Below are 18,744 nucleotides of genomic sequence, written 5' to 3' on the forward strand. Positions count from 1 at the left end.
CGGTCAACCGGGCAGGGCCACCCGGAACCCCATGTGGCCGGTCGAGCTGCCGGGGGTGTTCTGGCTGCGGGAATGGACGAAATACCGCTCGCAATAGGAGGCGCAGCAGAGGTGGGAGCCGCCGCGGATCACCCGGGCCTCGCCCTCGTCCGGCCCGGCGGGGTTCGGCACCGGCGGGATGCGGGCCGGGGGCAGGTCGCCGAACCAGTCCGCCACCCATTCCCAGACATTGCCGGTCATGTTGAAGAGGCCGTAGCCGTTGGGCTGGTAGCTTTCCGCCGGGGCGGTGCCGGCATGGCCGTCCTCGGCGCTGTTCTCCATCGGGAAGCGGCCCTGCCAGGTGTTGTGGCGGTGGACGCCGCCGGGCGTCATCTCGTTGCCCCAGGGAAACTTCATCCGCTTCAGCCCGCCGCGCGCGGCATGTTCCCATTGCGCCTCGGTCGGCAGGGCGGTGCCGGTGAAGCGGGCGAAGGCGGCGGCATCCTCCCAGGACACATGCACCACCGGATGATCGGTGCGGTCCTCGATGCTGCTGCCCGGGCCCTCGGGATGGGCCCAGTCGGCGCCCTGCACCTGCCGCCACCAGGGGGTGCCGGGCGGGTGGACGGGATGCAGCGCCGCATCCTTCAGCCGGAGGTGGAAGACGAAGGACCAGCCCTCCCGCTCTGCGGTGGTGCGATGGCCGCTTTCCTGCACGAAGCGGGCAAAGAGGGCGTTGGTCACCGTGGTTGCGCCGATGCGGAACGGGTCCAGCCGGATGCGCCGCCGCGGGCTGTCGCGGTCGGGCGCATAGCGGGACCGGAGGGCGCCCATCTCGGCGAAGCCGCCGGGGATCGGGCGCAGGGTGGCGAGCACCGCCTGCCGCAGCGCCTTTGAGGCGCCGCCGGCGGGCGGGTCGTCGCCCGGCGCCGGTTGCGGCCCTGCCGCGGGAGAGCAGCGGCAGGTCATTCGGCGCCTGCGTCGGGGACCGGGTCCTCCGACCGGGAAAACGCGTAGCCCTCCGCTGCCGCCCAATCCTCCAGCGCCCGGCGCATCGGCGCGAAGGCGGGATGGTCCGGGCCGAGGTTGCGCAACTGCCAGTAATCGGTCCGCAGGTCGAAAAGCTGCCAGTCCTCCACCCCCGGGGCCGAGGCGTAACGGATGATCCGGTAGTCGCCCTTCCGGATCGTCACGCTGTGGCCGTAGAAGGAGGGGATCGCCCGATCGGGATCGCGCGCGCCCTGCATCATCGGCCGCAGCGAACGGCCCGCTGCCGCCGGCGGCGGCGCGAGGCCGGCGAAATCCAGCAGGGTCGGGCCGAGATCGACCAGCGCCACCGGGTCCTCGACCACCCGGCCGGCGGGTTGCGTCGGGTCGAAGATCACGAAGGGGACGTGCAGCGCCTGTTCCCACAGCGTGGTCTTGCGGTAGAGGTTGCGGTTGCCGAGGTGGAAGCCGTGGTCGGCCACCACCACGATCACCGTGTTTTCGGCATGGCGCGAGGCGCGCAGCGCGGCAAGCACCCGGCCCAGCTGGTGGTCGCCGTGGCTGTAGGCCGAGAAGTAGTTGCGGACGCTTTTCTGCCAGTAGTCCTCGTCCCGGAAATCCGTGTTCTCGGGGATGTGGCTGGTGACATAGGGGCTGTCGGCCAGATAGCCGGTCCAGTCGGCGGGCCGCCGGAAGTTGCCGGGGTCATAGGCTTCCTTGAAGCGGGCGGGGGTGATGTGGGGGCCGTGCGGGCTGAAGAAGCCGACCTCGCGGTAGAACGGTTGGTCGCCCTGATAGCTTTCCAGGAAGTCGATGGTGGAATTCGCCACCTGCTGGTCGAAGAAGAAATCGTCGTCCGCCCCGTCCAGCGTGCCGCGGCCGAGCCGGTGGCCGCCGTAGGCGCGGGAGCGCTTGCGCAAGTCCCGCGGCAGCCGCATGTCGACATCGAAGCTCTTGCGCGCGTCGGAGTAGAGCGCCTTGTGATGCGGCCGCGACAGCGCGGGCTTGTGGTGGATCTTGCCGCCGGACGAGCAGAACCAGCCGTTTTCCCGCAGCGTGTGGATCCAGCAGGCCTGCGGCTCCACCCGGTCGAAGACGAAGGTGGAATTGTCCAGGATGTCCAGGCTGTGCGGCAGCCGCGAGGTCATCATGCTGGCGCGCGAGGGGCCGCAGATCGGCGCCTGCGCATAGGCGGTCTGGAACACCGTGGCCAGGGCGCAGAGTTCTTCCAGATTGGGCAGCTTCAAGGGTTCGTTGAAGGCGGTCCGGTAGGGCCAGGGCGCGACCGCATCGTCGAAGGAGACAAGCAGGATGTTCTTTGCGGTCATGGCGTGCACTCTTACGGCATCGGCCCGCTGCCCCCTGCGGGAGGCGCGCCCGGAGGCTACATCGTCCCATCCCGCCGGCCGTTCAACCCGTCCCGCGTGCGAGCGCGGGGCCGTGTTGCCATATTGCCCGGGGGTGTCCGGGGGAGACCGACACATCCGACCCCGGAAAGCCCGCGGCCCGGCCCGGGCGGGAGAAGGCGAGGCACCGCCTCGCCCCCGCCCGTGCGGATGGGTTCACCCGGAGACGGCGGTGGCTTTAAACCCCGAGAGGCCAGCGCCCGACCCGGCGGGCGAGAAGCGCCCGCCGAGGGCGGGGCGGGCGCTGGCCGGGCCATTGAGGCCCGGCCGGGACAAGGGGAAGCGTTACGCTGTGGCGAAGGCGATGGCCTTCGCCAAGGGGATCGCGGATGAAGGCGCCGGACACCGACCCGGACTACAGGATCAGCCCCGGATCGCGGCCGAGGTCCAGCCCCGGGAAGACCACCTCCTCCAGCTGCCGCGCCTCCAGCCCGAACAGCGCCCGCAGCGCATGGGCGGGGTAGCGGCGCAGGTCGTCCACCGGCATCAGGTCGCGCCGGTCCAGCAGGTCCGCCTCGGCCAGGCCCGGCCAGTCGCCGAAGGCCCGTCCCCCGCGCAACAGGCCGCCGGCCGCCAGCATCACCCCGCCGGTGCCGTGGTCCGTCCCGCCCGAGCCGTTCTCGCGGGCGGTGCGGCCGAATTCGGTCATGGTCAGCACCAGCGTCCTGCCCCAGGCCTCGCCGAGCGCGGCCCGCAAGGACAGGATCACCCGGGCCAGCAGCGGCAGGCGTTCGCCGATCAGGTGGGTCTGGCGCTGGTGGGTGTCCCAGCCGTTCAGCGCGAAGGCGGCGATCCGGGCCGGGCCGAGCAGCTGCCGCGCCAGCTCCTGCCCGAGCAGGTCATACATCTCGGCCTCGCGCAGGATCTTGCCCTTGCCGCCCGCCGTCGCCAGTTCCATCGCGGCGGCGAAGGCGGGGCCGGTCAGCGGGTCCTCCCGGTGCAGCCGGTCCAGCAGGCTGCGGCCCTGCGCCGAAAGCTGGTTCTCCTCGACCGGGAACCAGTGGCCGGTCGGCACGCCGCCTTCCATGATCATCAGCCGCTCCTGCCCGACCGAAAGCCCGGTGCCGCCGTCGGCGCCCGGGATCAGCCCGATCGCCCGGTTCAGCCAGCCGTCGCGGGCCGGCCCCACCGCGCCGTCGGCGCGGCCCGAGCCGTGTTCCAGCGCGTCCTGGCCGATGAAATGGCTGCGCCCCTTGCGGTAGGGCAGGGCCAGCGCATGGGCGAAGGCGAATTCGCCGCTCTGCCACAGCGGATGCAGCGCCTCCAGCGCCGGATGCAGGGCGAAGCGGTCGTCCAGCGGCAGGCCGCCGGGGGCCTGCGACAGCAGCGTCGGCCGCAGCCCGGCATAGTCCGGGTCGCCGAGCGGGCGGATCACGTCCAGCCCGTCCATCGCCCCGCGCAAGAGGATGGTGACCAGGCGGTTCTCGGACCCGGCGGCGGCGAAGACGACCTCGCTGACCATGCTGCCGAGCGCGGCGGCGCCGGCGCAGGTCAGGAAGCTGCGGCGCGTGAGATGCAGCAGGGCCATGTCATCTCCTCATGAATTCGGGCGAGCCGAGCAGCACCGCCACCCCTTCCCACCGCTGTTCGGCGCCCTGCACGGCAAAGCGCAGCGCCGGGCTGGCCAGATCGCCGAGGACGAGGTCGGTCACCGCCAGCGGGTCCTTGGTCTCGGCGGCGGCGCGGGCCGCGTCGACGGCGAAGTCGATGCGGGCGGCCATCATCGGCGGGGTCAGCCAGTCCTCCGCCATCTCGGGCCAGCCGTCCGGCCCGCGCGGGCGGAAGATCGGCTGCCCCATCCGCATCAGCGCCTCCGGCAGGCGGAAGCCCTGCTTGCCGTGCAGGCCGGGCAGCCCGGTCTCGCGGCCGGTCAGGCCGAGCGCCCGCAGGCAGGCCGCCGCATATTCCTGCGGGCTGCGCAGCTTGGCCAGCACCGGGTCCTGCGCCGCGGGATGGTCCAGCAGCACCCGGTAAAGCGCGGGCAGGTCGCCGCCCTCGCGCAGATAGGCCTGCGTCAGCGCCTCCACCAGATCGGCGGGCGGGTCGTCGCTGATGAAATGCCGTGCCAGCAGCCGGGCCACCGACAGCGCCGTCTCGGGCCGGGCGGCGACGACCGAGACCAGCCGGTCGATCTCGGCCACCGGGTCGTCGTCGCCGAAGCGCTGGCCGAGGATGGTCTTCGCCCCCGGCTCCACCGCCGCGGTGTTGAGGCCCGGCCCGTTCGCATCCGGCTGCATCCCGGCCAGCAGCCGCGCCAGTTCGGTCACGTCGGCCTGGGTATAGCCGGTGCCCATCGAATGCAGTTCCAGGAATTCCCGGGCGAGGTTCTCGTTCAGGCCCAGGCCCTTGCGCAGCCCGAGGCTGGAATTCGGGCCGATGGAGCGTTTCTGGTCGAGATAGACCTGCATCGCCGGATGCCAGAGCGAGGCGCGCAGCATGTCCTCGAAGCGCCCGGCCAGATGCGCCCGCGCCACCTCGGTCCGGAAGGGCTCGATCAGCAGCCCGGCGTTGCCGACCACGCCCACGGTCAGCCGGTTGGCCCAGAGGTTGGCCAGCCGCTCGACGAAGCCGTTCCGCGCCGCCACCGGGCGCAGGACGAAGGCCAGCTGATCCTCGGCGAAGATGGTCTTCAGCTGGCGGCCGGGCGCATTCTCGTCCTGATCCGACATGTCGCCGGTCTTGCGGCGGCGCCTGACCTCGGCGCGGTGCCGGTCCATCAGCGCCTGGCGCGTGGCGCCGTCGGGCCGGGCGAAGCGGTCGCTCTCGGGGTCCGGGGCGGTCAGCTGCGCCATCAGCTCCCCGGGCGCGAAGGCCTCCGCCCCGGTGTTCCCGGCGGCGGGGCCGTAGCCGAAGCGGATCTGCGCAAGCGGGGTCATCCCGGATCGCCTCCTCTGCGGACCCGATCAGTGCTGCTTGGAGAACTGGGCCAGCCGCCGCACGCCTGCATGTCGTTCCAGCATGTCCTTGGCCTGCCGCGACAGGCCGGTTTCCTTGACGATATCCCAGATCCGGTAGTGGACGGTGAAGATTTCCCGGTCGGTCGGCAAGGGTTTGCCGCGCTCGCGCCCGCCGAGGATGAAATGCTGCTCGTCGCCGAGCAGGTTCCAGTCCAGCCCCGCCTTGCGGATGGCCAGCGGCATCGACATCTGGTCCAGGTAGGGCCGCTTCTTCGGCAGGTCGGGATCGGCGTCGATCCTTTGCGCGACCTGCATCCAGACCTGCGGGAAGGTCAGCCCCTCGGCGTTGCGGTGCCGTTCGGGAAAGCTGAACAGGCCCGAGGAGAAATAGGGAACCCGCTCCTGCCCCTTGCGCTGCTTCATCAGCTTGAACCGCTCGGAAGGCAGCTCCATCCCGCAGGTGGCGTAGATCCGGTCCCAGATGCTTTGCGGCGCCCAGTTCATCGAGGCGGCCTTGGACAGGGTGACATGCCCCTCGCGGACGATGTTCTCCACCCGGTTGGGGCGCAGGCAGAGGATGTCGGAATCCATGAAGCAGGAGAAGTCGGTGTCGCGCGGCTCCAGCGTGGCGAGAAGCTTGTTGCCGTGCGGGTAGGGCGGGTCGAAGCGGCCCTCGGTCGCAAAGCCGCGCAGGTCCACGTCCATGAGGCGCAGCGCCTGCTTCACATCGGCCTGCACGCTGTCCAGCTTCTGCTCGGGGCAGTAGCCGACCAGCTTCACCGCCTTGCCGAACTGCTCGCGGATCGAGGCGGCAAGGTAGCAGGCCATCAGCTGGTAGTCCGGCGGCTCGACGATGAAATAGATGGTCAGGCTGGGCGGCATCCGTCGTCCTCCTGTGCCTCGGGCTCGTCCTGCCGCAGCGGGCGGAAGGGCTGGCCGCGCTTGTCCTGGATCTGGTCGAGCAGGGCGCGGATCCCGGCCGGGTCCGGCAGGTCGGGACGGAACTCCTCGGGGACATAGCCGGATGCGGCCAGCCGGGCGAAGAGGGCGTCGAAGTCCAGCTCGCCCACCGACTTGTAGTCGGATCGCGTCGCGCCCTCGGCCACCCAGTCGGTGCGCACCACGTCGATCACGTCGATGTCGACGCCGCAGAACGACCGGAACTGCAGCAGGTAGTCGTCCACGTTCGCCCGCGACCGCCGCTTGATCATCGCGACCCGGGCGCCCGGCGGCAGCACATAGGCGGCCAGATGCAGGGCCGAGCCGTCCAGCGCCACGATCCGCCGCGCGGCCTTGTAGCGGGCGACCTGCACCTCCAGCGGGTGGCGTTCGGGGTGGAAAATCTCGTAGCCGAGGCGGGCGAGGTTCTCCTCGATCACCGTCTCGCCCAGTATGCCGCCGCGCTGCGCGTTCAGCCTTGCGCGCGAGATGTAGAGGAGGTCCGAGCCTTCGGCCGCGGCTGCCGCATTCAGCCGGCGCTGCATGAAGGCGCGGTAGGCGGCCGAGCCGGCATAGCGGTCGCCCCAGCCGAAGCCGAGTTCCGGCACGATCAGCCGCTCGACCCGCAGCACGCTGCCATGGGTGCGGACCGGCAGGTCGATGTCCAGCAGGCGGAAGAACGGTGCGAGGTCCTGGATCGCGCGCTCGATGGCGGCGACCTGGCCGCGGTAGGGCAGGTAGAGGATGCTGTCGGGCGGCTGGTCCAGATGGTCCAGCGCCCAGAGCCGCGCGGTGGCCTCCACCAGGAAATGCCCGAAATGGCCGCGGAAATGGCCGGCGTAGAGATGGGTGCCGGGCAGGTCGACGATCTTCTCGCGCGGGCCGAGCGCGGGCTGCGGATAGGATTTCCGCGCCCGGATCCAGCCCTTCGACAGCGGGCACCATGCGCCGGAGGCATCCAGCACGCCGCAGGCCAGCGGCCGGTCGGTCTTGCGCTCGGGGATGACCAGCGCCTGCGACAGGATCGCCATTTCGCCCCGGAACGGCCGCAGGGGCGGCGGCTCGGTGATGAAAAGCGTCTCGTCGTCGGCGGCGGGCATGGGGGGCGGCCCGGCCATGGCGGCCTTCAGCCGCCGGGCGGCGCGGCGGGCGAAGCGGCTGTCGGGGTCGCTGCGGGCCAGCTGCCGGGCGGCGGCCAGCGCCAGCCGCAGGTGGCCGCGCCGCTCGGCCTCGGCCAGCAGCGCCTTCTGCCAGGCCGGCTGCTGCCGCCGCGCCCGCAGGCCGCGCGCCAGCGCCAGGGGGTCCGGCGTTCCGCGCGCCACGCCCTCGATCAGCGCCTGCAGCGCCCCGGTCGACTTGATCTGGCGGATGGCGCGGTGGCCCATGTGGCCGACCCGCAGGTGGCGGACATTGGGGCCGTCGATCCGCCGGGCATGGGCGGCATCCTCGGGCACGAAGGGATCGTAGACCAGATGCACCTCGGCCGCCGATTTCGCACCCGCCGCGGCGTCGAGGAAATCGGGGCTCTGCCAGTCCCATTTGCGCGAGGCATAGCGGTAGCGTTTCTCGAACGGCACCAGCGCCGGGGCGAGGCTGGACTGCGGGCTGAAGGCCAGCACCACCGATCCGGGCACCAGCGCCGAATAGGCCAGCGCCGCGAAACCGCCCATCGAGGCGCCCACGAAGACCACCCGGCGGAAGCCCTGGAACAGCCCGGCATCGCGCAGCGCCGCGATCAGCCGCGGGGTGTCCGCGTTGCGATACCAGTCCTTGCGCGAGGCCATCAGCCCCAGGATCGAGAAGCCGCCCTTCGCCGCCCGTCCCTGCAGCCAGGGCTGCGGCGGGTCGTATTCCCCGATCGAGCCGAGGTTGTCGAAGGTCACCAGCAGCACGTCCGAGCGGCGGATGAACCAGGCATCGACCAGCCCGCCGCGGAAGAGGAAACCGTCGCGCCCGGCCAGATCGGCAAGGTCCGCCAGTTCCGGCGGCGGGGGGAAGATCGCCGGCATCGGCGCGGCCTTCTCCTCCTCCTCGCGGTCCCGGTCCTCAGCTGCGGCGATAGACATGCACGCCCGCCTTGCTGGTGCTTTCGTCGAAGGCCAGCCCGGCCGCCTCCAGCAGGCGGCGGCATTCCCGCATCCCCTCGCGGCCGTAGATGTCGCGATGCATCTCGGCGACGAAGACATCCACTCCGGTCAGGTCGGCATGGCGCAGGAAGTCCAGCTCGCCGCCCTCGATGTCCATCATGATCGCGTCATGCGGGAAGGTCTTCTTCACCTCCTCGTAGCTCAGCACCGGGACCTGCACCTGCCGGGTGTGCTTTTCCGGGCGGTCGTGCAGGCTGGAGCCGAGGAAGTTCCCGGTCACGTTGAAGGTGACGGTTTCCGGCGCGTCCGGCGCGCTGAGCACGACACCGTGGCGCAGGGTGATGCCGTCGCTCAGCCCGTTGTGCGCGTGCAGTTTCTCGATCCAGGGCAGCAGGTCGGGGTTGGCCTCGACCGACAGCGTGGCGGCGCAGCCCAGATTGCGGTGCAGCGCGGCGCCGACGACGCCGGTGCCGGCCCCGAGTTCCAGCAGGCGCGCGCCCCGCGGGATCGCCGCCAGGCCGCAGGCGACCTCGCGCCGCTCGTAGGTGCCCTCGTTCAGGGACTGGATCATCCGCGCGCTCAGCATCGGGGCCTGCAGGACCTCGATGCCGTGGTATGTCGCCACGACCGGCACGTCATTCATGGCTGCGACCCCGGGGTTGCGGGCTGGTGGCGCGGATGGTCGCACAAGGGGTCTGGTCTGTCACTGGCAATGCTCCTCACTGATGATGGTCCGGGGCGCGTTCTGTCAGTCCCGGGCGTAGTGGCCCTGGATGGGCGGCGCATAGGGGGGATTGGCCAGGGGCCGGCGGCAGGCGTAGACCAGCATGTGCGGCCCGCTCAGCGCCATTTCGCCGCCGCGCGGGCGGCCGGTGGGATCGGGGACCGGGATCGTCTCCAGGGGCGACTTGCGCGGCGCCAGCGAGACCTCCAGCATCTCGTAGCCGCGGGCGTGGTGCCAGTAGCGCCAGGGCACGTCCGGCCCGGTCTGGAAGAAGCCGTGGCCGAACCAGCCGTCGCCGGCGACGAAGGACATGAACAGGCCGCCGGGGGCGAGAAGGTGGTGGCAGGTGTCCAGCGCCTGACCGAGGTGGAAGATGTGCTCGGTGGTGCCGCCGTCGATCACCAGATCGAACTTGCCGCGCAGCGCCTCGGGGCAGGGCAGGTTCAGGTCGTGGATGTGCTGCGCGCCCTCGGCGTCGGTAAAATCCATCGCCTCGATGGGCGGATAGCCGAGCCGGGCGAAGAACGCTTCGGAAAAGCCGTCGGCCTGGGTGATGTCGGCCCCGGTCGCCGGGACGCCCATCTTCGCCAGCGCCGCGACGAAGCGCTTCAGCCGGGCGGGCTGCATGTGGATCTTCTGCCGGCCCAGGATGATGCCGCGCTTCGCTTCGGCTGCCGCCGCGCGGTGGCGGGCCAGGAACAGCCCGGGGATTATGCTGATGCCCATCGGGATGCCCCTTTCCGGGCCGCCTATTCCTCGAGGGCCTGCGCCGGGTCGATACCGATCTCGGCGCACATCCGCGCGGCATAGGAATTGGGAAGCGGCACGTTCTTGCGCCACCAGGGCCGGGTGCCGTTGGTGTAGAGATGCACCGACAGCGTGTTGTCGGTGAAATGCCCCTCGACGCTTCCATGCGGATCGTAGAACACGTCGTTCAGCTGGAACGGCACCGGGTAGAGGTAATCGTGGCTCAGCGCCTTGTCGTAGTCGCCGGTCTGCTGCGCGAACCAGGTGAAGGCCTGCGGCCCGAAGGCCGTGCGCTCGGCGTTGTAGATGCGGACGGCCTGCGGCAGGGACGTGTCCTGCTTGTCGATCCGCTTGCGCTGCTGCTTGTTGAACCAGGCCGGCGCGGCGGGCAGGTTGTCGTAATAGTCCAGCAGCTGGTCGATCAGCTCGCCCTTCGGCGGAATGTAGACCACGCCGCAGTTCAGCGCCCCGCGGAAGCCGTGGCCGGCGTAGATATGGGTCATCTCGTCGGGGAAGGGGCGGTAGCAGAAGGCGTCGCAGTCGATCCAGACCGCATCGGTCTGCTGGATCATCCGGTAGCGGAAGACGTTGGACAGGAAGCTTTCCGAGGTCTGGCGCACGATGTCCATGTCGATCGACATGATCTCGGTCGCCGGCCGCACCTCGACCCCCTCGGGGACGTTGGTCACCGTGTCGGTGCAGTAGAGGGTTGTGGGATGGCCGTGCCGCACATGCGACATCAGGCAAAGCTGGTTGAGGTAATGCAACTTCTCGCCGATCCACAGCGATGCGACGGGTCTGCGCTTGGGGGATGCCATGTTCTGCCCTGGTCAACTCGTTATTCTTCTTGCCCCGCTTATGGCCCGGCGGGGGTTGCAAGTCCAGCCATTTGAATGCGCTGCGGCCTGTGTCCGCACAGGGTTTGCCGCTGTTGTGCGAAGCGGCCCGCATGGGATAGAACCCGGGCGGACCGTGGTAAAGTGCAGCAGGGGTGATCGTGAGCAAGGCAGAGCGCAAGGCGGACGCCCCCCCGGAACCTCCCCGCGGCGCATCGGAGATCTTCGGCACCGTCCCCTTCGCCCTGAAGCGCCACGCCAGCCCGCACGGCCAGGTCACGGCGGTGTCGATGATGAAGGACGAGGGGCCCTATGTCATCGAATGGGTGGCGCATCACCTGGCCATCGGCTTCACCGACCTGGTGGTCTACACCAACGACTGTTCCGACGGCACCGACGACATGCTGATCCGGCTGGAGGAACTGGGCCTCTGCCACCACCGCCGCAACGTCATCCCCGAGGGGCTGCGGCCGCAGCCCTCGGCGCTGAAATACGCGCAGGAAGAGCCGGTGGTCTGCCGGTCGGACTGGGTGATGGTCTTCGACGCCGACGAGTTCCTGTCGATCCGCTACGGCGACGGCACGCTGGACGACCTGATCGGCGCGGCCAAGGCGCAGGACATGAACGGCATCGTGGTGACCTGGCGCATCTTCGGCTCGGGCGGAGTGGTGGACTGGTCGCGCGCGCCGGTGACCGAGCAATACCTGATGGCCGCCCCGCAAAGCTGGAACAAGGGCTGGGGGGTGAAGACGCTGTTCACGTTCGACCCCGACTACTGGAAGCTGGGCATCCACCGGCCGAAGATGAAGACCCGCCACATCAAGACCGATTTCCCCGACCGGGTAAGATGGCTGAACGGCTCGGGCCGGCCGATGGAGGACTACTTCAAGTTCCGCGGCTGGCGGTCGATCACCCGGACGGTGGGCTACGACTGGGTGCAGCTGAACCACTATGCGGTGAAGTCGGTGGACAGCTACGCGATCCGCAAGCTGCGCGGCAACGTCAACAACAAGGCCGACAAATACAACAGCGACTACTGGAGCCTGCAGGACCGCAACGAGGAACGCGACGACACCATGCTGCGCTACAGCGCGCGTCGCAACCGCATCATCGCCCAGCTGCTGGAGGACGAGGTGCTGAACCGGCTGCACTTCGCCGCGCTCGACCGGGTGGAGGGGCGGCTGGCCGAGCTGAAGCAGACCGAGGCCTATCGCCGGCTGGTCGCCGATCTGGCGGCGGCCTCGCAGGTGCCGATCTCGCAGATCGTGGCCAAGCCGCCGCAGGCCCGCGACAAGGAGAAGATCGCCGCGCTGATGAGCGAGGTCGAGAAGCAACGGATGCAGAAGGCGCGGGAAGACCGGCTCTCCCAGCCCCGCGCCCCGGCCGAGACGGTTCCGCTGGGGTCCTACGTCCCGGCGGCGGCGGTGCCGGAGGGCGACGGCGGGGTCGCGGTCTTCGCCAACCATACGATGAAGCTGCCGCGCGACCCGCGGATCTTCGCGCCGCATGTGCTGCCGCTGATCGAGGCCGGCAAGTTCGAGCGCGGCCTGGCCCGCAAGATGCCCGCCGTGCTGGCCAAGGGCGCAAGGGTGCTGGAGATCGGCTCGGCGGTGGGCTTCCTCGCCGGGCATTGCGCCAACATCCGGCCGGACCTGACCATCGTCATGCAGGAGGACGACCCGGCCCTGCGCGCGATGATGGAGCGGGTGCTGTCGCTGTCGCAGCGCCCCTTCACCGACAGGTTCCGCCTGTCGCCCACGCGGCTGGAGGCGGTGGAGCCCGACCTCGCCGCGCTGGTCGCGGCCGAGCGGCCGGAGGCGCTGCTGCTGGCGGACGCGCGGCTGTCGCCCGAGGTGCTGGCGGGGCTGGCCGGAACATTGTCCGCCGCGCCTCCCCGGCAGGTGTTCCTCTACGGCCGGCTGATCGAGCGCTGGCATTCCCGGCTCGGCGACCTGACGGACCTGCTCCGCGCCAACGGCTATGCGCCGGACTACGACTTCGACCCGAACATCTGCCGCGGGTTCCTGCTGGCCGGTTGAGCAAGGGCAAGGGTCCTGCCGGGCGGCCGCCGCGCAGCGAAGCGCCCGTGCGGTCCTGCACGGGTGGCGGGTCTCTCGGCGGTAGGTCGTCAAGGATATGGACATTAATGTCCATCTTGCTACGATCCCCCCTGCACAGGGGAGGAGAAGCGCATGGAGAAGCCGGAAACTGGTCGTCAGGGGCGCGTGCGTCCGCGCAGGGCAGGGGGCGGCGAGGGCGGCCGGCCCGAGGCGGCCTATATGCGGATGCAGAATCCCTTCGCTCCGCAGCTGGCCTATTCGCAGGACCGGATCGAGGCGATGCACGACGGCGCCCTGCGGGTTCTGGAGGAACTGGGCATTCGCGTCCTGCTGGACGAGGCGCGGCAGATCCTGCGCGCCGCGGGCGCTCTGGTGGACGAGGACAGCCAGATGGTCCGCATCGGCCGCGACCTGGTGGCCTCGGCCCTTTCGACGGCCCCCCGGTCCATCCGCCTGCGCGCGGCCAATCCGGTGCGGGAGCAGGACTATGCCCTCGGCTCGATGCTGTTCATGGCGGGCGCAGGCTGCCCCAACGCCTGTGACCGCGAGCGCGGGCGGCGGCCCGGCGACCTGACCGACTATCTGGAAACCTTGCGCCTGCAGCAGACATTCGACGTGATCCACATGCACGGCCCCTCGGTCGAGCCGCAGGACGTGCCGATCCACCTGCGCCACTACGCGATGATGAAGGGCCAGCTTGAGAACTGCGACAAGCCGCTCTTCGTCTATGCCCGCGGTCGGCATCAGGTCGAGGAAAGCTTCGAGATGATCCGGCTGGCCTGCGGGCTGGACGAGGCGGGCTTCGCCGACGGGGTCTGGGCGACGACGGTGATCAACTCCAACTCGCCGCGGCAGCTGGACATCCCGATGTCGCGCGGCATCATCGACTTCGCCCGCGCCGGGCAGATGACCATCATCACCCCGTTCTGCCTGGCCGGCGCGATGGCGCCGATCACCGTGGCGGGCGCCCTGATGCTGCAACATGCCGAGGCGCTGGCGGGCATCACGCTAGCGCAGATGGCGAGACCCGGGGCGCCGGTCAGCTACGGCGGCTTCCTGTCCAACGTCGACATGAAGTCGGGCTCGCCGGCCTTCGGCACGCCGGAACATATCCGCGCCTGCATCGCCTCCGGCCAGCTGGCGCGGCACATCGGCCTGCCCTGGCGCTCGGCGACCGGAGCGGCCGCGAACACCGCGGACGCGCAGGGGGCGACGGAAACCGTGATGGCGCTCTGGGGCGCGGTGCTGGGCGGGGCCACCGTCACCGTCCATGCCGCGGGCTGGCTGGAGGGCGGGCTGACGCTGGGCTACGAGAAGTTCATCCTCGACATCGAGGCGTTGCAGACCATCGCCGAACTGGCCCGGCCGGCGCCGGCGGACGAGGCGGCGCTCGGCTTCGACGCCATCGCCGAGGTGCAGCCCGGCGGCCATTTCTTCGCCACGGCGCATACGATGGAACGCTACCAGACCGCCTTCTACCGGCCGCTGGTCGCCGACCTGTCGAACCACGGCAGTTGGACCGAGGCCGGCGCTCTGCGGGCCGACGAACGCGCCACCACGATCTGGCAGCAGAAGCTGGCCGACTTCACCCCGCCCGTCGCCTGCGAGGGCGTGGCGGAGCGGCTGGAGGATTTCGTCCGAAGCCGCAGCGAGGCGGGCGGGGCAAGGCCGGAGGACTGACCCACCCGGCCGGTCCCGCCGCGGGGCGCGGACGGCAGCGCAGCGTCGCTGCCGGCGCAAGGGGCGGGCCGAAAATTCCCGTATACATAACTGACCATATGTTCATTTATGTCCACAACCAGGCGCCAGAGATCGCCCGACCAGCACAGGGAGTGCAGCATGACCAGCATCCATGGATTGTCCCGTCGCGGTTTCCTGCGGAACGCTGGCGCATTGGGGTTGATCGCCGCCACGCCGCTGCCGACATGGCCGACGAATGGCCGGTCATCCCGCTGCACCCGGACTGGTCGGACCGCACCATGGCGGGGGAGTTCCAGCCGGGCATGGTGGTCTGCGTCGAAAGCCTGATGGCCGAAGAAGGCAGCGGGTCGGTCAAGCTGGAGACCCAGGTGCTGGTGACCGAGACCGGGCATCTCCGGCTCGACAGCTTCCCCTTCGAGGAGGTCTAGCCGAATGCCCCTCCGGCCTTTCTCCGGCTCAAGGTCCGCCTGATGCGCAAGATTCGTCTCCGGTCCTCGCCCGTAACGGGTTTCGTGGTGTCCCGTGCGGTATCGGGGGCGGTGTCGCTGCTCCTCGTCACCGGCCTGATCTCCGCCGGCACCGCCATGCTTCCTGGCGACACCGCCAGCGCGCTTCTGGGACAGAACGCGACGCCCGAGGCGCTGGAGGCGCTGCGGCGCGACCTGCGGCTGGACGATCCGCTGCTGCAGCGCTACCTCGGCTGGCTGGCCGATGTGCTGCGGGGCGATTTCGGCACCTCGCTTGCCAGCGGCCGGCCCGTGACCGAGGTGCTGCTGCCGCGGCTGGAGAATTCGATGGTGCTGGCACTGGCGGCGGCGGTCCTGCTGCTGCCGGTCGCCATCGGCGGCGGCATCCTGGCGGCGATCCGGCAGGACGGCTGGCTGGATCGTTTGCTGGGCTTCGGCTCGATGCTGTTCCTGGCGATGCCGGCCTTTCTGGTCGGCTATGTCCTGATTTACGTCTTCGCCGTCCGGCTGGGATGGTTCCCCTCGATGTCGGTGGCGCCGCTGATGGGCGGGGCAGGGGCCTGGGCCTGGGTGCTGGCGCTGCCGGTGCCGGCGCTCGTGATCATCGGCCAGGCCCATACGATGAAGCTGACGCGGACGGCGATCCTTTCGGTGCTGGCCTCGGACTACATCCTGATGGCCGAGGTGAAGGGCATCCCGCGCCGCCGCATCATAACCCGCGCCAGCGCGTTCCGTCGCTCTGGTCGGCGAATCCGGCAGCGGCAAGACCACGCTGGCGCGCACCATCGCCGGGCTGGTGGACTTGCACGCCGGCACGATGGAGATGAAGGGTGCGCCGCTGTCCGGCCGGATCGAGGACCGCAGCTTCGAGGCCCGGCGGCGGCTGCAATACATCCACCAGCTGCCCGACCTGGCGCTGAACCCGCGCCAGAGGGTGCGCGAGATCGTCGGCCGGCCCTTGGCGAAGTTCGGGGGCCTGCGCGGTGCGGCGGCCGAGGCCCGGCTGCGCGAGCTGATGCGCGACGTGGAACTGCCCGAAGCCTTCCTCGACCGGGTGCCCGGCGCGCTGTCCGGCGGGCAGAAGCAGCGGGTCTGCATCGCCCGGGCGCTGGCGGCGGAACCGGGGCTGCTGATCTGCGACGAGGCGACCTCGGCACTGGACCCGCTGGTCGAGGAAAGCGTGATCAAGCTCTTGCTGCGGCTGATGGCCGAACGTCCGCTGACCATGCTGTTCATCACCCACAACCTGCTGCTGACCCGCCGCTTCGCCCATGAGGTGGTGGTGATGCAGGGCGGCAGGATCGTCGAGGAGGGCCCGGCCAGCCGTATCTTCCAGGCCCCGCAGCAGGCCTATACCGGCAAGCTGCTGGACTCCACGCCGCTGATGGAACGCGGCTGGCTGGAGGCGCGGCTGTGAGGGCAGCTTGCAGATTTTTCTGTTCATATATGTCCATGACGCTAATGTCCTCCGGCCGGCCGGGGTGAAACGAAGGGGAGAACCATGAAGGCTCGTTATCGCGTTGTGATCATCGGCGGCGGCGTCGTCGGCGCCTCGGTCGCCTGGCACCTGACCCGGCTGGGCTGGACCGACATCGCCATCCTGGAGCGCAGCGTGCTGACTGCCGGCTCCTCCTGGCACGCCGCGGGCGGCTTCCACACCCTGAACGCCGACCCCAACATCTCGGCGCTGCAGGCCTATACCATCGACCTCCTGCCGAAGATCGAGGCGGAATCCGGCATCAGCATCGGGATGCACATGACCGGCGGCCTGATGCTGGCCCGCGACCCCGACCGCTGGGACTGGCTGAAGGGCAGCTTCCGGGTGATGCAGTCGATGGGGATCGACGACAACCGCCTGGTCTCGCCCGAGGAGATCAAGGCGCTTTGCCCGCTGGTGCATACCGACGACCTGCTGGGCGGCATGGTGTCGGACCGCGAGGGGTATATCGACCCCTCGGGCGTGGTCCATGCCTATGCCCGCGCGGCCAAGAACCGCGGGGCGGACATCATCGAGCACAACCGGGTGCTGGCGCTGACCCAGCTGCCCTCGCTGGAATGGCGGGTGGAGACCGAGCAGGGCACGATCCTGGCCGAGCATGTGGTCAACGCCGGCGGTCTCTGGGCCAAGCAGCTTGGGCGGATGGTCGGGGTGGACCTGCCGGTCACGCCGATGGAGCACCATTACCTGGTCACCGAGACCATCCCCGAAGTCGCCGCCCTGCCTAAGGAGATGCCGACCATCGTCGACCTCGACGGCTTTTCCTACATGCGGCAGGAGCAGCACGGGATGCTGCTCGGCATCTACGAGATCAACCACAAGCACTGGCAGATGGACGGCGCCCCCTGGGACTACGGCATGGAGCTGATCCAGGAGGACACCGACCGCATCTCGGACGAGCTGGCGCTGGCCTTCCACCGCTATCCCGTGCTGGAAACGGCGGGCATCAGGCGCTGGGTGAACGGCGCCTTCACCTTCTCGCCCGACGGCAACCCGCTGGTCGGCCCGGTGCGCGGGTTGCGCAACTACTGGGTGGCCTGCGGGGTGATGGCGGGCTTCCTGCAAGGCGGCGGCGTCGGCAAGTCGCTGGCGGAATGGATGGTGCAGGGCGAGGCCGAGGCCGACATCTTCGGCATGGACATCGCCCGCTACGGCGATTTCGCGGAGAACCGCGAATACATCCGCCAGACGACCGGCCAGTTCTATTCGCGCCGCTTCATCATGACCTACCCGAACGAGCAACTGCTCGCCGGCCGCCCGCTGAAGACGCCGGGGGCCTACGAGGGGATGACGTCGGCGGGTGCAGTCTGGGGCGCCAACTGGGGGCTGGAAGTGCCGCTCTACTTCGCGCCCAAGGGGTTCACGGAAAAACCCAGCCTGCGCCGCTCGGACGCCTTCGGCATCATCGGCGCCGAGGCGCGGGCGGTGCGGGAAAGGGCGGGTCTTCTCGATATCACCGGCTTCTCGCGCTACGAGGTTTCCGGCGAGGGGGCAGAAGCCTGGCTCGACCGCCTCTTCGCCAGCCGGTTGCCGAAGCCCGGCCGGGCGCGGCTGGCGCCGATGCTGGGCGAGGACGGGCGGCTGAAGGGCGACCTGACGCTGCTGAACTGGGGCGACGGGTCCTGGTGGATCATGGGGTCCTACTACCTGCGCGAATGGCACATGCGCTGGTTCCAGGACCACATGGCCGAGGGCGTGGCGCTGCGCGACATCTCGGACATCGTCACCGGCTTCGCCCTGGCCGGACCGCGGTCGCGCGACATCCTGCAGAAGCTGACGCATCGGGATGTGGCCGCAATCCCGCTGCTCGGATGCACCGAGATGGACGTGGGCCTGATCCGCGCCCGGGTCGCCCGGATGTCGATCACCGGCGAACTGGGCTACGAGATCAACTGCGGGGCGCTGGAACACGCCACCCTGCGCCGCATCCTGCTGGAGGCGGGGGCGGAGCACGGGCTGATCGAGTTCGGCTTCGCCTCGGGCAACGCCCTGCGGCTGGAAAAGAGCTTCGGCATCTGGTCGCGCGAATTCACCCAAGGCTATACCCCCGGCCAGACCGGGCTGGACCGATTCATCGACTGGAGCAAGACCGGCTTCATCGGCGAGGCCGCCGCCCGCGCGGAGCGCGACGGCAAGCCCTCGGTGCAGGTGCTGGTGATGCTGGAGATCGACGCCAGGGACGCCGATTGCAGCGGCTACGAGCCGGTCTGGCAGGAGGGCAGGCTGGTCGGCTACGTCACCTCGGGCGGCTATGGCCATACCGTCGGCAAGAGCCTTGCCCTTGCCATGGTGGACCGCGCCGCCGCGGCCGAGGGCACCGTGCTGTCCACCCACATCACCGGCGAGGAACGCCGCGCCGTGGTGATCCCGGCCTCGCCCCGCGATCCCGAGGGCAGGGCGATGCGCGGATGAGGCG

General features: G+C 69.9%; 15 protein-coding genes and 3 pseudogenes. 8 read left to right on the forward strand and 10 right to left on the reverse strand.

Annotation, left to right across the window (positions count from 1 at the left end; translation table 11 throughout):
• Nucleotides 1-3: 3 nt before the first annotated feature.
• The 9 genes from G5B31_RS11250 to G5B31_RS11290 all read right to left on the reverse strand — a co-directional run bounded on the left by G5B31_RS11250 (nt 4) and on the right by G5B31_RS11290 (nt 10,584).
• Entirely contained in the window at nt 4-948 is a 945-nt protein-coding gene (locus G5B31_RS11250; protein ID WP_165017487.1) for a formylglycine-generating enzyme family protein, read from the reverse strand.
• Nucleotides 945-2,294, reverse strand: coding sequence for a sulfatase-like hydrolase/transferase (locus G5B31_RS11255; RefSeq protein ID WP_165017490.1), 1,350 nt, complete (start codon nt 2,292-2,294; stop codon nt 945-947). Before G5B31_RS11255 ends, G5B31_RS11250 begins: the two co-directional genes overlap by 4 nt.
• Before the next feature lie 433 nt (nt 2,295-2,727).
• Nucleotides 2,728-3,900: a DUF1501 domain-containing protein gene (locus G5B31_RS11260; RefSeq protein ID WP_165017493.1), complete on the reverse strand. Its 1,173-nt coding sequence runs from the start codon at nt 3,898-3,900 to the stop codon at nt 2,728-2,730.
• Nucleotide 3,901: 1 nt separating this feature from the next.
• On the reverse strand, nt 3,902-5,248 hold the full coding sequence (locus G5B31_RS11265; protein ID WP_165017495.1) for a DUF1800 family protein: 1,347 nt from the start codon (nt 5,246-5,248) through the stop codon (nt 3,902-3,904).
• Nucleotides 5,249-5,275: 27 nt separating this feature from the next.
• The gene (locus tag G5B31_RS11270) at nt 5,276-6,151 is read right to left on the reverse strand and encodes a hypothetical protein (RefSeq protein ID WP_165017498.1); all 876 of its coding nucleotides are present in this window, start codon (nt 6,149-6,151) and stop codon (nt 5,276-5,278) included.
• Nucleotides 6,136-8,274, reverse strand: coding sequence for a DUF563 domain-containing protein (locus G5B31_RS11275; RefSeq protein WP_165017501.1), 2,139 nt, complete (start codon nt 8,272-8,274; stop codon nt 6,136-6,138). Before G5B31_RS11275 ends, G5B31_RS11270 begins: the two co-directional genes overlap by 16 nt.
• Nucleotides 8,255-8,938 carry an FkbM family methyltransferase gene (locus G5B31_RS11280; RefSeq protein ID WP_165017504.1) on the reverse strand — a complete coding sequence of 228 codons (684 nt, stop codon included), beginning with the start codon at nt 8,936-8,938 and terminating at the stop codon, nt 8,255-8,257. Before G5B31_RS11280 ends, G5B31_RS11275 begins: the two co-directional genes overlap by 20 nt.
• A 105-nt stretch (nt 8,939-9,043) precedes the next feature.
• The gene (locus G5B31_RS11285; protein ID WP_165017507.1) at nt 9,044-9,745 is read right to left on the reverse strand and encodes a class I SAM-dependent methyltransferase; all 702 of its coding nucleotides are present in this window, start codon (nt 9,743-9,745) and stop codon (nt 9,044-9,046) included.
• A 23-nt stretch (nt 9,746-9,768) separates the two neighbouring features.
• The gene (locus G5B31_RS11290; protein ID WP_165017510.1) at nt 9,769-10,584 is read right to left on the reverse strand and encodes a hypothetical protein; all 816 of its coding nucleotides are present in this window, start codon (nt 10,582-10,584) and stop codon (nt 9,769-9,771) included.
• Between the two features lie 179 nt (nt 10,585-10,763).
• Between G5B31_RS11290 and G5B31_RS11295 the strand changes: the two genes are divergently transcribed.
• From G5B31_RS11295 to G5B31_RS21515, 5 genes and pseudogenes are all read left to right on the forward strand, one after another.
• Nucleotides 10,764-12,641 carry a glycosyltransferase family 2 protein gene (locus G5B31_RS11295; RefSeq protein ID WP_346763909.1) on the forward strand — a complete coding sequence of 626 codons (1,878 nt, stop codon included), beginning with the start codon at nt 10,764-10,766 and terminating at the stop codon, nt 12,639-12,641.
• 153 nt (nt 12,642-12,794) lie between these two features.
• On the forward strand, nt 12,795-14,342 hold the full coding sequence (locus G5B31_RS11300) for a trimethylamine methyltransferase family protein (protein WP_165017513.1): 1,548 nt from the start codon (nt 12,795-12,797) through the stop codon (nt 14,340-14,342).
• Nucleotides 14,343-14,501: 159 nt separating this feature from the next.
• A pseudogene (locus G5B31_RS21510) lies at nt 14,502-14,576 on the forward strand (twin-arginine translocation signal domain-containing protein); the annotation flags it as partial.
• An 11-nt stretch (nt 14,577-14,587) separates the two neighbouring features.
• Complete coding sequence (locus G5B31_RS21180) at nt 14,588-14,791, forward strand: hypothetical protein (protein ID WP_240904374.1); 204 nt, start codon at nt 14,588-14,590, stop codon at nt 14,789-14,791.
• Between the two features lie 42 nt (nt 14,792-14,833).
• Nucleotides 14,834-15,031, forward strand: a pseudogene (locus G5B31_RS21515) (hypothetical protein); the annotation flags it as partial.
• 23 nt (nt 15,032-15,054) lie between these two features.
• On the opposite strand, the gene G5B31_RS21185 reads toward G5B31_RS21515, so the two are convergent.
• Complete coding sequence (locus tag G5B31_RS21185; RefSeq protein WP_240904375.1) at nt 15,055-15,204, reverse strand: hypothetical protein; 150 nt, start codon at nt 15,202-15,204, stop codon at nt 15,055-15,057.
• A 58-nt stretch (nt 15,205-15,262) separates the two neighbouring features.
• Here G5B31_RS21185 and G5B31_RS21520 point away from each other — a divergent pair.
• From G5B31_RS21520 to G5B31_RS11320, 3 genes and pseudogenes are all read left to right on the forward strand, one after another.
• Nucleotides 15,263-15,490, forward strand: a pseudogene (locus G5B31_RS21520) (ABC transporter permease); the annotation flags it as partial.
• A gap of 79 nt (nt 15,491-15,569) precedes the next feature.
• Nucleotides 15,570-16,247 (forward strand): ABC transporter ATP-binding protein, encoded by a 678-nt coding sequence (locus G5B31_RS21190; RefSeq protein WP_165018034.1) that lies wholly within the window; start codon nt 15,570-15,572, stop codon nt 16,245-16,247.
• Nucleotides 16,248-16,331: 84 nt separating this feature from the next.
• Nucleotides 16,332-18,740 carry an FAD-dependent oxidoreductase gene (locus G5B31_RS11320; RefSeq protein WP_165017520.1) on the forward strand — a complete coding sequence of 803 codons (2,409 nt, stop codon included), beginning with the start codon at nt 16,332-16,334 and terminating at the stop codon, nt 18,738-18,740.
• Nucleotides 18,741-18,744: the final 4 nt, after the last annotated feature.

This window comes from Rhodobacter sp. SGA-6-6 (assembly GCF_011043545.1).
Lineage (GTDB): Bacteria > Pseudomonadota > Alphaproteobacteria > Rhodobacterales > Rhodobacteraceae > Pseudogemmobacter.